Annotated in this window: 16 protein-coding genes; 11 read left to right on the top strand and 5 right to left on the bottom strand. The window is 30.8% G+C overall.

The window, feature by feature from the left end:
• Nucleotides 1-3: 3 nt before the first annotated feature.
• On the bottom strand, nucleotides 4-1,239 hold the full coding sequence (locus C7447_RS05805) for an ABC transporter permease (protein ID WP_148869580.1): 1,236 nt from the start codon (nucleotides 1,237-1,239) through the stop codon (nucleotides 4-6).
• A gap of 5 nt (nucleotides 1,240-1,244) precedes the next feature.
• Here C7447_RS05805 and C7447_RS05800 point away from each other — a divergent pair, with 5 nt between their 5' ends.
• Nucleotides 1,245-2,510 (top strand): exo-beta-N-acetylmuramidase NamZ family protein, encoded by a 1,266-nt coding sequence (locus C7447_RS05800; protein ID WP_148869579.1) that lies wholly within the window; start codon nucleotides 1,245-1,247, stop codon nucleotides 2,508-2,510.
• Between the two features lie 159 nt (nucleotides 2,511-2,669).
• Here C7447_RS05800 and C7447_RS05795 read toward each other — a convergent pair whose 3' ends face one another.
• Complete coding sequence (locus C7447_RS05795; RefSeq protein WP_148869578.1) at nucleotides 2,670-3,422, bottom strand: SDR family NAD(P)-dependent oxidoreductase; 753 nt, start codon at nucleotides 3,420-3,422, stop codon at nucleotides 2,670-2,672.
• Nucleotides 3,423-3,552: 130 nt separating this feature from the next.
• Here C7447_RS05795 and C7447_RS05790 point away from each other — a divergent pair, with 130 nt between their 5' ends.
• The 3 genes from C7447_RS05790 (at nucleotide 3,553) to C7447_RS05780 (ending at nucleotide 5,074) form a co-directional block, all read left to right on the top strand.
• Nucleotides 3,553-3,909 (top strand): winged helix-turn-helix transcriptional regulator, encoded by a 357-nt coding sequence (locus tag C7447_RS05790; RefSeq protein ID WP_148869577.1) that lies wholly within the window; start codon nucleotides 3,553-3,555, stop codon nucleotides 3,907-3,909.
• Between the two features lie 146 nt (nucleotides 3,910-4,055).
• Nucleotides 4,056-4,469 (top strand): hypothetical protein, encoded by a 414-nt coding sequence (locus C7447_RS05785; RefSeq protein ID WP_148869576.1) that lies wholly within the window; start codon nucleotides 4,056-4,058, stop codon nucleotides 4,467-4,469.
• Between the two features lie 38 nt (nucleotides 4,470-4,507).
• Nucleotides 4,508-5,074 (top strand): cysteine hydrolase family protein, encoded by a 567-nt coding sequence (locus C7447_RS05780; RefSeq protein ID WP_148869575.1) that lies wholly within the window; start codon nucleotides 4,508-4,510, stop codon nucleotides 5,072-5,074.
• A gap of 33 nt (nucleotides 5,075-5,107) precedes the next feature.
• On the opposite strand, the gene C7447_RS05775 is transcribed toward C7447_RS05780, so the two are convergent.
• Together C7447_RS05775 and C7447_RS05770 are read right to left on the bottom strand one after the other, a co-directional pair.
• The gene (locus C7447_RS05775; protein WP_148869574.1) at nucleotides 5,108-6,103 is read right to left on the bottom strand and encodes a PLP-dependent cysteine synthase family protein; all 996 of its coding nucleotides are present in this window, start codon (nucleotides 6,101-6,103) and stop codon (nucleotides 5,108-5,110) included.
• 119 nt (nucleotides 6,104-6,222) lie between these two features.
• Nucleotides 6,223-8,385: a S9 family peptidase gene (locus C7447_RS05770; protein WP_148869573.1), complete on the bottom strand. Its 2,163-nt coding sequence runs from the start codon at nucleotides 8,383-8,385 to the stop codon at nucleotides 6,223-6,225.
• Nucleotides 8,386-8,453: 68 nt separating this feature from the next.
• On the opposite strand from C7447_RS05770, the gene C7447_RS05765 reads away from it, so the two are divergent.
• The 3 genes from C7447_RS05765 to C7447_RS05755 are packed head-to-tail and all read left to right on the top strand — an operon-like array spanning nucleotide 8,454 to nucleotide 9,397.
• Nucleotides 8,454-8,777, top strand: coding sequence for a YbaB/EbfC family nucleoid-associated protein (locus tag C7447_RS05765; RefSeq protein ID WP_148869572.1), 324 nt, complete (start codon nucleotides 8,454-8,456; stop codon nucleotides 8,775-8,777).
• A 5-nt stretch (nucleotides 8,778-8,782) separates the two neighbouring features.
• The gene (locus tag C7447_RS05760; RefSeq protein ID WP_246143023.1) at nucleotides 8,783-9,070 is read left to right on the top strand and encodes a DUF2752 domain-containing protein; all 288 of its coding nucleotides are present in this window, start codon (nucleotides 8,783-8,785) and stop codon (nucleotides 9,068-9,070) included.
• A 9-nt stretch (nucleotides 9,071-9,079) separates the two neighbouring features.
• The gene (locus C7447_RS05755; RefSeq protein WP_148869571.1) at nucleotides 9,080-9,397 is read left to right on the top strand and encodes a CCC motif membrane protein; all 318 of its coding nucleotides are present in this window, start codon (nucleotides 9,080-9,082) and stop codon (nucleotides 9,395-9,397) included.
• Nucleotides 9,398-9,452: 55 nt separating this feature from the next.
• On the opposite strand, the gene rocD is transcribed toward C7447_RS05755, so the two are convergent.
• Nucleotides 9,453-10,697: an ornithine--oxo-acid transaminase gene (gene rocD, locus C7447_RS05750; RefSeq protein ID WP_148869570.1), complete on the bottom strand. Its 1,245-nt coding sequence runs from the start codon at nucleotides 10,695-10,697 to the stop codon at nucleotides 9,453-9,455.
• 219 nt (nucleotides 10,698-10,916) lie between these two features.
• On the opposite strand from rocD, the gene C7447_RS05745 reads away from it, so the two are divergent.
• The 4 genes from C7447_RS05745 (at nucleotide 10,917) to rlmD (ending at nucleotide 14,430) form a co-directional block, all read left to right on the top strand.
• Complete coding sequence (locus C7447_RS05745) at nucleotides 10,917-11,342, top strand: c-type cytochrome (protein WP_148869569.1); 426 nt, start codon at nucleotides 10,917-10,919, stop codon at nucleotides 11,340-11,342.
• A gap of 333 nt (nucleotides 11,343-11,675) precedes the next feature.
• Entirely contained in the window at nucleotides 11,676-12,152 is a 477-nt protein-coding gene (locus C7447_RS05740; RefSeq protein ID WP_148869568.1) for a lipocalin family protein, read from the top strand.
• An 18-nt stretch (nucleotides 12,153-12,170) separates the two neighbouring features.
• Entirely contained in the window at nucleotides 12,171-12,866 is a 696-nt protein-coding gene (locus C7447_RS05735; protein WP_148869567.1) for an OmpA family protein, read from the top strand.
• Nucleotides 12,867-12,978: 112 nt separating this feature from the next.
• On the top strand, nucleotides 12,979-14,430 hold the full coding sequence (rlmD, locus tag C7447_RS05730; protein ID WP_148869566.1) for a 23S rRNA (uracil(1939)-C(5))-methyltransferase RlmD: 1,452 nt from the start codon (nucleotides 12,979-12,981) through the stop codon (nucleotides 14,428-14,430).
• Nucleotides 14,431-14,433 lie beyond the last annotated feature (3 nt).

The raw sequence follows: 14,433 nt of genomic DNA, 5'->3' as shown, positions 1-14,433 counted from the left end.
AATTTAAGCAAATCTAATCGACCTAGATGGGTGAATTTTTGTAATTATTATTGATGGGATTATTAGCATTAGAAAACATAATAATAAGGTTCCTAAATTCAATAATAAAATTGCCCAAAAACTAATATCTACTGGAACAGTAGAAACATAATAGGTTTCTGGATTTAAAGCAATTACACTAAAATGCTTTTGAATGAATAACAATAACAAACCTATAAGATTTCCCCAAAATAATCCTTGTAAAATTAAATAAGCTGCATTGTATAAAAATATTTTTCTTACTCCCCAGTTACTACTTCCCAAAGCTTTTAAAATCCCTACCATTTGTACTCGTTCTAATATTAAAACTAACAAAGCAGTTATCATATTAATACCCGCAATTAATATCATTATCGCGATGATAAACCAAACATTATTGTCAAAAAGTTTTATCCATTCAAAAATAGCAGGATAATTATCAACAATAGTTGTGCTGTTTAGTGTAGCCCCAATATTTGAATAAACTTCGTTTCCTTTTTCTTGAAGTTGATTAAAATCATCAATTAAAATTTCAAATCCGCCAATCTCATTTTCTTTCCAACCATTTATCCTTTGCACTTCTCTAATGTCTCCGATTAACATCGTATTATCAAACTGCTCAAAACCGGTATTGTAAATTCCCACAACTACAGGTTTTCTACTTTTAAATTTTATAGTACTACTTTCTGCACCAAACCATGTATAAATAGTGTCATTTAGTTTTAAATGCAATTTATTCGCTATGGATTCAGAAATAAGTATCTCTCTATTTCTCTTTAAACTAAAATCTGGAATACGCCCTTCTTTTAAATACTCATTAAAAAAAGTAAAATCATAATCTGAAGAAACACCTTTAAAAACAATACCTTCAAAATCGTTTTCAGTTCTAATAATCCCTCCTTTATTGGCAAAAACTTGAACTTTCTTAATTCCTTTTACACTGGAGAATTCAGGATAAAAATCTTGATTTTTATCAATAGGAACTGTAGAGACTTCAGAATTATTATTATCGTAATTTGTTATCTGAATGTGCCCTTTAAAACCCGCCATTTTATCTCGGATTTTATACTGAAAACCAGCACCAATAGACACTGCTATTAACATTATGGCAATCCCTAATGCAATTGCTGTAATGGCAATTTTTATTATTGGAGATGATATGCTATTTTTATACTCTTTGCCCGCAATGATGCGTTTGGCGATAAACAACTCGTAATTCAAAAGTTATGCTTTTATACAATACCAAAAGTACATATTTATTCTTGTTTTTATGGATGAATTTTCAGCTGATTTCTTGTGCCCAACAAGCAAAATCAGCTGTAAAAAAAGTAAAAAAAGAACAAACCGCTTTAAAAACAGGTGCAGACAGAACTAATTTGTACCTATCTAAATTACAAGGGAAGAATATTGCTATTGTAGCCAATCAAACTTCTGTTTTACACGTTTTACAACGTGCCGAAGTTGCACCAAATATAATGGGCTCTGAATTGGTTTCACATCATCTAGTAGATTACTTACACAATTACGATAAAATAGTTGTTAAGAAAGTTTTTGCTCCAGAGCATGGTTTCAGAGGAAAAGCTGATGCAGGTGAGCAAGTAAAAGACGGATTAGACAAAAAAACTAATTTACCAATTGTATCACTTTACGGAAAAAACAAAAAACCTTCTCAAGAACAACTTAAAGGAATAGATGTGGTTGTTTTTGATATTCAAGATGTGGGAGCTCGTTTTTACACCTATATTTCAACATTACACTATGTTATGGAAGCTTGTGCTGAAGCTAATGTTCCTGTAATAGTATTAGACCGCCCAAATCCGAACGGACATTATATAGACGGGCCCGTTTTAGAAACTGAACATAAAAGTTTTGTAGGTATGCATCCTGTTCCTGTAGTATATGGAATGACCATTGGGGAATACGGACAAATGATTAACGGAGAAAAATGGTTAACAAACGGAATTCAATGTGACTTAACGGTAATTCCATTAGAAGGTTACACACATGATTATCAATATAGTTTACCGATTAAACCATCACCAAATTTACCTAACAACAAAGCTATTAACCTCTACCCTAGTTTATGTTTTTTTGAAGGAACAAATGTCTCTGCTGGTCGAGGAACTGATAAACAATTTCAAATTTACGGTTCACCCTTTTTAAATAAATCTAATTTTAGCTTTACACCTCAACCCAATGAAGGTGCTAAATACCCAAAGCATGAAAACAAACTATGTTATGGTAAAGATTTAACCGACACAGAGCATCTATCGAGACTAAACTTATCTTGGTTACTCAAAGCTTATGATCAAACGAATAACAAAAAAGAATTTTTTAATACCTTTTTCACCAAATTAGCAGGAACAAAGAAACTACAAGAACAAATTGAACAAGGTTTCTCAGAAAAAGAAATAAAAGCTTCTTGGAAAGAAGATTTGGAAGCTTTTAAAAAGGTGCGTGAGAAATTTTTGATTTATTCCTTATATCTATAAACTTAAGTCGTTTATAGTTCATTGCTTTTGAACTTCTTATCGATAAATACTTACGCTTTTTCAAGCAATGATCATACACAAGCGTATTATTTTTATCTTTTAAGAAACAAAAAATGCTGATCTTTTACAGGCAGCATTTTTTGATAAATTCTTAAACGTTTATAATAAACCACCAGCAACAGCTATTCTTTCACCTGTTATCCAACCTGCATCATTTGAGGCCAGGAAAACAGCAACTTTTGCAATATCCTCAGGTTGCCCAAAACGCCCCAAAGGTGTATCAGCTACCATTTGTTTTTCAAAATCACTGCCTATTATACCAGCCCTATGTGTACCTTCAGTTTCTGTAACACCCGGAGCAATTGTATTTACTCGTATCTTTCTTTCGCCTAATTCTTTCGCTAATGTTTTTGTAATACTATCAATAGCTGCTTTTGTTGCATTATATTCAATTAAACCAGGAACCGCATTTGTACTAACAATTGAACTTATATTAATAATACTTCCGCCAGTGTTCCCAAACATTTCAACTGCTTTTTGGGTAGTCAAAACAGTACCCAAAACATTCGTATTAAAATGCCAATGAAAACTATCTTCCGTTACATCTTCTAATGGAGAAAATTGAAAAATTCCTGCATTATTCACTAAAATATCTAATGTACCAAACGTACTTTTTGCTTTTTCAAAAAGTCGTTTTACATCTGCAGACTTGGAAACATCCCCTTGAACAGCTATTGCAAGCCCACCTTTTTTTGTAATCTCATTAACAACTATGTCTGCACTTTCTTTATTTGTAGCATAGTTCACTACCACTTTTGCTCCTGCATTTGCAAATGCTTTTGCTATTCCTGCACCAAGTCCTTTTGATGAGCCAGTAACTATTGCTACTTTGTTTTTTAATTTTAAATCCATGTTTATTTATTTTTTTAATGAAGAACAAAACTAAATTATATATATATTTGTGTCAAGTATGTACTTTTTTGTACTCTACATACTAAAAAGTATGTAATACTGATAATCAATAACTTATTTTAAAATAAAAATGAAAAAAAAAGTAGAATGTCCAGCAGTTACTACTTGCTCAGTCGATTATGCGTTTAAACGTATCGGAGGAAAATATAAAGGTAGAATATTATGGTATCTACACGAACATACTATTCTTCGCTATGGAGAATTAGGTAGGACCTTACCTGACATTACAACTAAAATGCTGACACAAACCTTAAGAGAACTGGAAACAGACAATTTAATTAACCGGAAAGTATATCACGAAGTACCGCCTAAAGTGGAATATTCATTAACAGAAGTTGGAAAGGAACTTATTCCATTTATCAGTTACCTTAAAGAATGGGGAGATAAACAAATTGAAAAAGAAAGTCTAAAAAAATCTATAAAATAAGTATAACCGTACAACTATAAACTAAGTTAAAAAATACTTATTTTTGGATTTATTAAAGTTAAATACTCGTTTATTACTCTGATTTTTTTAATAAAGATCCTTGAATCAAAACAGTAATTATTACTTATATAAAAGTTAAAAGTAACATGAAAAACCATTATGAACTTACAGAAACTGCGTTCGAAACCCAGTTTAAAAACTGTGAGTTAGATCCGTCAATTTTCAGTCACGAAGCACATTTGCGTTTGGCATGGATTCATATTACTAAATACGGTGTTAAACAAGCCGAAGAAAACATTCACAATCAGCTTTTAACGTATGTAAAATCACTTGGAGCTGAAGGAAAATACAATAAAACTTTAACCATAGCAGCTACCAAAGCGGTGTATCATTTTATTCAAAAATCAACTACCACAACTTTTGAAGCGTTTGTTAATGAGTTCCCGCGATTAAAATTAAACTTTAAAGAATTGATGCAACATCATTATGGTTTTGACATCTTTAATTCAGAAGAAGCTAAAAAAGAGTTTTTTGAACCTGATTTATTGCCTTTTAACTAATTATATGAAATATAAATAAACACACAAACAACAACTAAATGAAATTAAGAAATCATAAAACAGCTTTAATTTTAATTGATATCCAAAAAGGATTTAATGATGAAGAATATTGGGGAGGAAATAGAAATAATAAAGATGCTGAAGAAAAATCATCAAAAATCTTACATAAATGGAGAGAATTAAATTTACCTGTTTTTCACATTGTTCATTGTTCACAAAACCCAAGTTCAAAGTTACATGAATTGAATCCCGGATTTGAGATCAAAGAAGAAGTAAAACCTATTAAAGGTGAACCCATAATTAAAAAAGAAGTAAACAGCGCTTTTATTGGAACGGATTTAAAAGAAAGGCTTGATAATTTAAAAATTAACAAACTAGTAATTGTTGGACTCACAACAAATCATTGTGTTTCTACCACCACAAGAATGGCAGGGAATTTCGGATTTGACACCTATCTTATAGCTGATGCTACAGCTACGTTTGATAGAATTGGTGTAAATGGAGAAAAATTTTCATCAGAGATAATTCACCAAACAACCTTAGCAAACTTAAACGATGAATTTGCCAAAGTGATTAATACAGATAAACTATTAGAGATTGTTTAAAATAATACTTTATTAAGTATTAAAATGTAGTCTTTATAAAAAACCCTGTTCTTTCATCCAGATATCAGAGTAAATTTTATTCATATAGCGAGAACCATGATCTGGAAAAATTAAGACCACATTATTCTCTTCTGTAAAGAAGTTTTTGGCTGCATATTGTTCAGTTGCTTGCACTACTGCTCCACTTGTATATCCTGCAAAAATACCTTCTGCTTTTACCAAATCTCTAGCTTTAAAAGCCGCGTCTTTATCCGATACTTTTTCGTACACATCTACCACATCAAAATCTGTAGATGTAGGAATTAGATTTTTACCTAAACCTTCTATTTTATATGGAGTAATTTCAGTTTCATCAAGTTCACGAGTTTCGTGATATTTTTTAATTACAGAACCGATAGCATCAACGCCTAGAACTCGAATATTCGGGTTTTGTTCTTTTAAAAATCTACCTGTTCCAGAAATTGTTCCTCCTGTACCACTCGCCACGACAACATGTGTTACCTTCCCATTTGTCTGTTCCCATATTTCAGGACCCGTTGTTTGATAGTGAGCTTCAATATTTAACTCATTAAAATATTGATTAATATAAATGGAATTAGGGGTTTGTTTATGAATTCTTTTTGCCGTTTCATAATAAGATCTAGCATCGTCTGCTGCAACATCTGCGGGGCATACATGAACCTCTGCTCCCATTGTTTTTAAGATATCTATTTTATCTTGAGATGATTTATCACTAACTGCTAAAATACACTTGTATCCTTTTACCAAACTAATCATGGCTAAACTAAAACCTGTGTTTCCTGAAGTAGTTTCTACAATGGTATCTCCTGGTTTTAATAATCCTTTTTTTTCAGCGTTCTCAACTATATGTAAAGCTATTCTGTCTTTCGATGAATGCCCTGGATTAAATGCTTCTATTTTTGCATAATAGTTTCCTGGAAAATCTTTAGTAATTTTATGAAGCCTAACCATGGGCGTTTCTCCGACTAAATTTAATATATTATCTACTATTTTCTTATTTCTGTCCATTAAAGATTATTTCATAAAAAACGTCATTACGAGAAAGAATGACGAAGATCTGTTTTATTGAGATTACTTCTTTACTCTCGTAATGACGTTTCCACTCAATTCTGAGCGCAAAAATAGTATTATTTTTCTAACTTGTTTTCTAAAGCTAAAAAGAAGGTGTATTCTTCTGCTGTTTCTTTTAAAGCGTCAAATCTACCGGATGCCCCACCATGACCGGCTTCCATATTAGTATGTAAGAACAACGTATTATTATCAGTTTTTAACTCACGTAATTTTGCTACCCACTTAGCTGGCTCCCAATATTGCACTTGACTATCATGTAAACCAGTAGTAATTAGTATATTAGGATAATCTCTAGCTTTTACTTGATCATAAGGCGAGTAAGATTTAATATAATCGTAATATTCTTTATTATTCGGGTTTCCCCATTCATCATATTCTCCTGTAGTTAACGGGATACTGTCGTCTAACATTGTAGAAATAACATCTACAAATGGTACAGCAGCTATAATTCCGTTATACAATTCAGGGTTCATATTTATAATTGCTCCCATTAACAGTCCTCCTGCAGAACCTCCCATAGCGTATAAGTGTTTTGCTGATGTGTAATTGTTATCTATTAAATATTTAGAACAATCGATAAAGTCGTTAAATGTATTTTTCTTATTCAACATTTTACCATCTTCATACCATTCTCTTCCTAAGTATTGACTTCCTCTAATATGTGCCAACGCAAACACAAACCCACGATCTAATAAACTCAAGCGAGTTGTTGAGAATCCATCGTTAACAGTATAACCATAAGATCCATAGGCATATTGTAATATAGGTGTGTTTTTATCAAGCTTAGTATCTTTACGATATACAATAGATAATGCCACTTTTTTACCATCACGAGCAGGAACCCAAATACGTTCACTTAGGTAATTATTCTTATCAAACTTCCCTCCTAAAACTGCTTGCTCTTTTTTAATTTCTTTGGATTTATCTTTCATATTGAAATCAATCACAGAGCTAGGAGTGGTCATTGAATTGTAAGAATAGCGAATAATATCGGTATCAAAATCTGGATTCGCATAAACTCCTGCTGAATATGTTTCTTCTTCAAATGGCAAATAATAATCTACAGATTCATCCCAGCGCTTAATACGAATTTTATTCAATCCTTCATTTCTTTCTTCTAAAACTAAATAGTCTTTAAAAATTGAAATATCTTCTAATAATGTATCTTCTCTATGCGGAATTACATCTACCCAATTTTCTTTTCCTGTTTTAGTTACAGGAGTTTTCATCAGCTTAAAGTTGGTAGCACCATCTTTATTTGTTTTAATGTAAAAATGATCTCCGTAATGTGCTATGTCGTATTCTAAATCACGTTCACGAGGTTGAATAATTCTAAATTCTCCATCAGGATTATCGGCTTCTAATACTTGATATTCCGAAGAAACAGTGCTGTACGAACCAATAATAATATATTTTTTAGATTTCGACTTTGTTACAAAAGCACTAAATGTTTCATCAGTTTCTTCAAAAACTAATTCATCTAATTTAGCATCAGAACCTAAGGCATGTTTGTAAATTTTAGAACTACGAAGTGTTACAGGATCTTTTTTAGTATAGTAAATAGTTTTATTATCATTAGCCCAAACACTACTACCAGTAGTGTTTTCAATAATATCTTTATAAATTTTACCGGTTTCTAAATTTTTAATTCGGATGAAATATTGACGGCGACTTACCGTATCGGTAGCAAAAGCAACCATATTATTATCAGGAGATATATTTAATCCACCTAATTGAAAATAATCATAGCCCTTTGCCTCATTATTTACATTAAAAATGATTTCTTCATTAGCTTCTAACGTACTTTTTTTACGTGTATGAATTGGGTATTGCCCACCTATTTCATATCGAGTAATATAAAAATATCCGTCTTGCTTATAAGGTACACTTTCATCATCTTCTTTAATACGGCCTTTCATTTCCTCAAACAACTTCTCTTGAAACTCTTTTGTTTCTGAAGTCATTTCATCATAATATGTATTTTCAGCATTTAAGTAATCGTATACTTTTTGAGTTTGCTCATCTTTAACTTTAGCCTTTTTTTGCTCATCACTCAAACGCATCCAAAAATAATTATCTTCTCTAACATCACCGTGCTTTTCTAATCGAGTAGCCTTTTTTTCAGCAACAGGTGCTTTTATATCTTTTTTCATCTTCTTGTTTTTGCAGGATGCAAAAATAAGACTAATAGTGAAACTAAGTAGTAGTATTTTTTTCATTTTTTGTTTGAGTTTAATCTTGTGAAAATACTAAATTTGCTTTTAAAATAATATTAAATTGAATAGTTATGTTTGGAGATATATCAGGAATGATGGATAAACTAAAGCAAGCGCAGCAAAAAGTTGAAGAGACAAAACAACGTTTAAATACAGTTTTGATTGATGAAAGTGGTGCTGATGGAAAATTAAAAATTACAATAACCGCTAATAGAGAACTCAAATCAATTACTATAGACGATAGTTTATTAAATGATGCCGAAGAATTAGAAGACTATTTAGTTCTAACTTTAAACAAAGTATTAAAAAGAGCTGGCGAAATTAACGAACAAGAAATGGCTGTAGCCGCGAAAAGTGGAATGCCAAATATTCCTGGAATGGATATGTTTAAATAAAATAAATGTTATTTTTAAAGCTAGAAGATTACATGCTACCTTGTTTGAATAAGAAATTATTCGGAATTGATTGTATGGGATGTGGTTTTCAAAGAGCTATATCTTTGTTACTTCATGGTGAATTTATTGACGCTTTTAAAATGTATCCAGCTATTTATACGTTAATTATTTTTATCGTCTATATTCTTTTAAACTTAAAATACAAATTTAACAACGCTCACAAAAACATTCGAATACTTGCAATTATAAATGTAATTTTAATTGTTGGTCATTTTATTTTAAAATTAATTTAACCTTTATTTATGGAGTCACAAAAATTACAATATTCTACTTTAATTTATGTTTTAGCAATTTTAGGTCTTCCTCTTTGCTGTTGTGTTGGCTTTGGAGCTATACCTGCAGGAATTGCCTTTTTTATTGCCAACACAGAATTAAAAAAGTATTATGCAAACCCAGATGCTTATACAAATCAAGACAGTATTTATACTGGTAAAATTATTGCCTTAGTAATATTAATTATCAACATTCTATACATTACTTATACTGCTTATCAAATTTATACAATTGGTTGGGACAATTTAATGGAACAATCAAGACAAATAATGGAACAATACGAATAATAAAAAAGGGGCGATTTTAATCGCCCCTTTTTATTTATATAAATTTCTGAAAATTTTATTTCTTATACTCTGTAATTGTCTTTTTAATAATAGAAATACAATCATATAGTTGCTCCTCATTCATTACTAAAGGTGGTGCAAAACGAATAATATTACCATGAGTTGGTTTTGCTAACAATCCGTTATCACGTAGCTTCATACAAATGTTCCAAGCCGTTTCACTATCTTCTGTATCGTTAATTACAATAGCATTCAACAATCCTTTACCACGAACTAAATTTACCAAATTATTAGTTTCGGCAAACACACTTAATTCTTTTCGGAAGATTTTTCCTAATCTATCTGCATTCTTAGCTAATTCTTCTTCTTTTACCACTTCTAACGCAGCGATTGCCACAGCAGCAGCTACAGGATTCCCTCCAAAAGTAGAACCATGATTTCCTGGGTGAATCACATTCATAACCGAATCATCTGCCAAGACAGCTGAAACAGGATATGCTCCACCACTTAAAGCTTTTCCTAGAATTAAAATATCTGGTTTTACATTTTCGTGATCTACTGCTAATAATTCACCTGTACGTGCAATTCCTGTTTGCACTTCATCAGCAATAAACAAAACATTATTTTCTTCACACATTTTTTTAGCGGCAGCTAAATATCCTTCCGAAGGAACATAAACTCCTGCTTCACCTTGAATAGGCTCTACTAAAAATCCTGCGATATTATTATTACTTTCTAAGGCTTCTTGTAATGCTTGTAAATTGTCATATTCAATTTTGATAAAACCTTTTGTAAAAGGACCAAAGTGTTCACGAGCTACAGGATCGTTAGAAAATGAAATAATTGTAGTAGTTCTTCCATGAAAGTTATTTTCGCAAACAATTATTTGTGCTTTATTTTCTTCTATTCCTTTCACTTCATAAGCCCATTTTCTACAGATTTTCAAAGCAGTTTCTACAGCTTCTGCGCCTGTATTCATTGGTAATAATTTCTCAAACCCAAAATATTCGGTAGCAAATTTTTCATACTGCCCTAAAATATCATTGTAAAAAGCACGAGATGTTAAGGTTAATGTTTTTGCTTGGTTTACCATAGCACCTACAATTTTAGGATGACAATGTCCTTGATTTACTGCAGAATACGCCGATAAAAAATCATAATATTTCTTTCCTTCTACATCCCATACATACACACCTTCTCCTCTACTCAATACCACTGGTAATGGATGATAATTGTGTGCACCGTATTTGTTTTCTAAGTCGATTGCTTGCTGTGAAGTTAATTGTTCTAAAACAGCCATTTTATTAGTTTTTAAATTAAAAATTGGAATTCCTTCTTTTAGAACCGGAGAGAAATCATCCGAAGTTCCTACAAAGGTAAGAATTTTAATTATCTAAAAAATTAGACTTTTTAGTAAAAACAACAGTTATTTATAACAAAAAATATATCAGCAATACATGATAAATGTTATTCTTCTTAAAAAAGTATCATTTTAGCTTTGTTAACAAACAATTTAATTATGAAATACTTTTTTTATTCAACAGCATTTGTTACAGTTATTAGTCTTTTTAGTTGTGGAAACAATAAAAAAGAAGTTAGTTATGGTAAACCAAAAGAAATAAAAACGGAATCAAAAACTCAGGAAAAACCTTTGAAAAATGTAAGTACCATTGCAAAAGGCAAAGCTCTTTTCACCGAAAAAACATGTACAACGTGTCATCAAACTGATAAAAAAGTAATTGGCCCCTCAATTAAAGAGATTACAGAAACTTACAACAAAGAAAATGCAAGTATTCTTTTATTTTTACAAAGTAAATCTAACCCTATAGTTGATATCGACCCTGGACAAATAGCTGTTATGAAGGCTAATTTAGATGGTTTTGTAAAAGAAATGAAAGAAGAAGAATTAAAATCTATAGAATTATACATGTTAAGTATAAAATAAATTTTTATTTCTACAACACAAAAAGCACCTTAATATAGGTGCTTTTTGTGTTTAGAGTCTTTATAACTTTATATTTTATAAATTTTAATAAACACCATAAGAGAACATAAGAATTAAAGAAAGCTAAACTTAGAGCTCAAAATAAAAACCTAAAAAGACAAGTAATTTGCAAATGAGGAAAGACTAAAATGATATGAGCAAAGCTCTCATAAAATATCATCATAGCTTTGTAAAATAGAATAAAAAAACAAGAAAATCATAGTAATGTAAATTACTTGAGGTTGTATAATCTCTTTAAATTAAACTATATTTGTACCTAAAAAAATCAAAATTATGAGAAAAAATTTAATACTTATTTTATTTGCTATTGTTCTATTCAGTTGTAAATCAACCTCAGTTGTTAATACTAAATTAGACAATAAAAAGGAGGTAATGCTTAAAGGAAATTGGACTATTACGTCAATAAACTTTCCTGGTTCTGATTACTTAAAGGTAAACTCTTTTAATTTAGAAGATTCAAATTGTTTTATTGGTAGTAATTGGAGTTTTATTTCTAACAACAACAAAGGGGAAATGAGCTTAAATAATCCCAACACGAATTGTAAAAGCTTTAGCTCTCCAATTACTTGGTATGTTAACAAAGACGGAAATTTTGTTTTAAAGATAATTAACAATCATAAGGCAAAAAATGTAAATAGTGGTTACATTTTAAAATTAGACAACGTTACCGAAACTAGTTTTGATTTAATTGATAAAATTAACGTTGCCGGTCAAATAAAAAATATCACATATACATTTCAAAGAAAATAATTATTTAAAAAAAATACAATGAAAAAAATAATAATTTATAGTTTATCAATCTTTCTTTTATCAGGAAGCATACTTACATCGTGTAAATCAATTCAAAATGCAAACAACACCCAAAAAGGAGCGGCTATTGGAACTGCTGCCGGAGCTGTTTTAGGAGCTGTTATTGGAAATAACGTAGGAAACGGAAAAAATTCTAAATTAGGTGCTGTGCTAGGTGGTGTTATTGGTGGTGTAACGGGTGGTGTTATTGGTAATAAAATGGACAAACAAGCCCGTGAAATAAAAGAAGCTGTTCCAGGAGCAGAAGTTGAAAGAGTTGGAGAAGGAATTGCGTTAACATTAGGTGAAAATGCTGTTAGATTTGACACTAACAAATCAACTTTAACATCTACTGCCCAAGCTAATTTAGATAAATTAGTTTCTGTGTTTAAAAATTATGAAAATACAGATATTGTTATTTATGGATATACAGATAGCACAGGAAAAGTAGAATACAATCAAGTTCTTTCTGAAAAAAGAGCTAATTCAGTAAAAAATTATTTAGTAAGCAAAGGTTTAAATGCAGATAGGTTTAAAACCGAAGGTTTTGGTGTAAACAACCCAATAGCTTCTAATGATACTGCAGAAGGAAGAAGTAAAAACAGACGTGTTGAATTTGCTATTGTTGCAAATGAACAAATGATTGAAAACGCTAAAAAAGAAGCAGGTCAATAACCTAAATCTTTATTTAATTTAATAACTAAAAAAAGACCACTCAAATGAGTGGTCTTTTTTTATTATCAAACAATATCTTTTCCTAATTTTGCAAACCATTAAATATTGATAAATGCCACGAAGAGAACGTAACAATTTTGTGAAAAGAGGACAAATTTTAGAACTCAAAATAGAAGATTACGCCTTTGGCGGAAAAGGAATTGCTCGTATTCGTAATGAACACGGTGAATTTGTTGTTTTTGTGCCTAATACTTTACCTGGGCAATTGGTAAAAGCACAAGTGAAGAAGACAAGCAAAAAATACGCTGAATGTAAACTATTTGAAGTTTTAGAACCTTCTGAAGATGAAAAAGACGTTCCATTTCAAGAAATTCCTGGTGCTCCATACATAAAACTACCTGTTAAAAAACAACACACTTATAAATATGAAAGTACACTCCAGTTATTTAAACGTATTGGGAAAGTAGAAAATATTGAAGATTTGTTTGATGAATTTGTAAGTTCACCTAACGATTTTCATTATCGAAATAAAATGGAGTATGGTTTTTCTGCTATTGGTTATAACCGAGAACAAAAAACCGATGTCGATGAATTTACACTTGGATTTAAAAAACGTGGAACTTGGTGGTGTGGAGAAAATTTAGATAAAGACTCTGGTTTATTTGATAAACAATTCGAAGATAATTTAATTAAAATTAGAGAGTATTGTGAAGCTACAGGCTTAGCACCTTGGCATGGACCTAAAAGAGAAGGTTTTTTTAGGTATTTTGTGGTTCGTAAATCTTTTAAAACTAACGAATTATTATTTAATTTAGTAACAACATCTCCTGATTTACCAAAATTTGATTTGAATAAATTCGCTAATTTTTTAGTAGAATTATTCGGAGATAGAGTTGCTGGCTTTTTACATACTATAAATGATGAAACTGGCGATAGAACCATTGCTACATCAGGAAGTATAAATCTTATCTACGGGAAAGATAAAATTGTTGAAGAACTTTTAGATTTAAATTTTGAAATTAGTATGAAAAGCTTTTTTCAAACCAACCCGAAATGTGCTGAAAAACTATATTCTAAAGTTGTTGAGTATGTTTTAGAAAACAAAGAAGCTGTAGACAACACTGTGGTAATGGATTTATTCTGTGGCACAGGTACTATTGGTCAAATTGTAGCTTCTAAAAGTGAAAATGCTAAAATCGTTGGGGTAGATATTGTAAAATCTGCTATCGAAGATGCTAAGAAAAATGCAAAACGGAATAACATCGAAGGCTTGGAGTTCTTTGCTGCAGATGTTGGTAAATTCTTGACTGAACATCCTCAGTATAAAAATAAAATAAGAACCATTATTTTAGATCCTGCTCGTGCTGGAATTGCACCAAAAACACTTAAAAAAATCATAAACTTAAATGCAGAACGCATGGTTTATGTATCTTGTAACCCAGCAACTCAAGCACGTGATACAGAACAGTTAATGGAAGCTGGTTATCAACTAAAAAAGATTAGTTTAGTAGACCAATTTCCGCATACTGCACATATTGAAACCGTGGTATTGTTTGAAAAATAATTT

The sequence above is a fragment of the Tenacibaculum adriaticum genome, assembly GCF_008124875.1.
Taxonomy (GTDB): Bacteria; Bacteroidota; Bacteroidia; order Flavobacteriales; family Flavobacteriaceae; genus Polaribacter; species Polaribacter adriaticus.
Note: the sequence above shows the minus strand (reverse complement) of the source record. Positions and strands in the feature narration are given on the sequence as shown.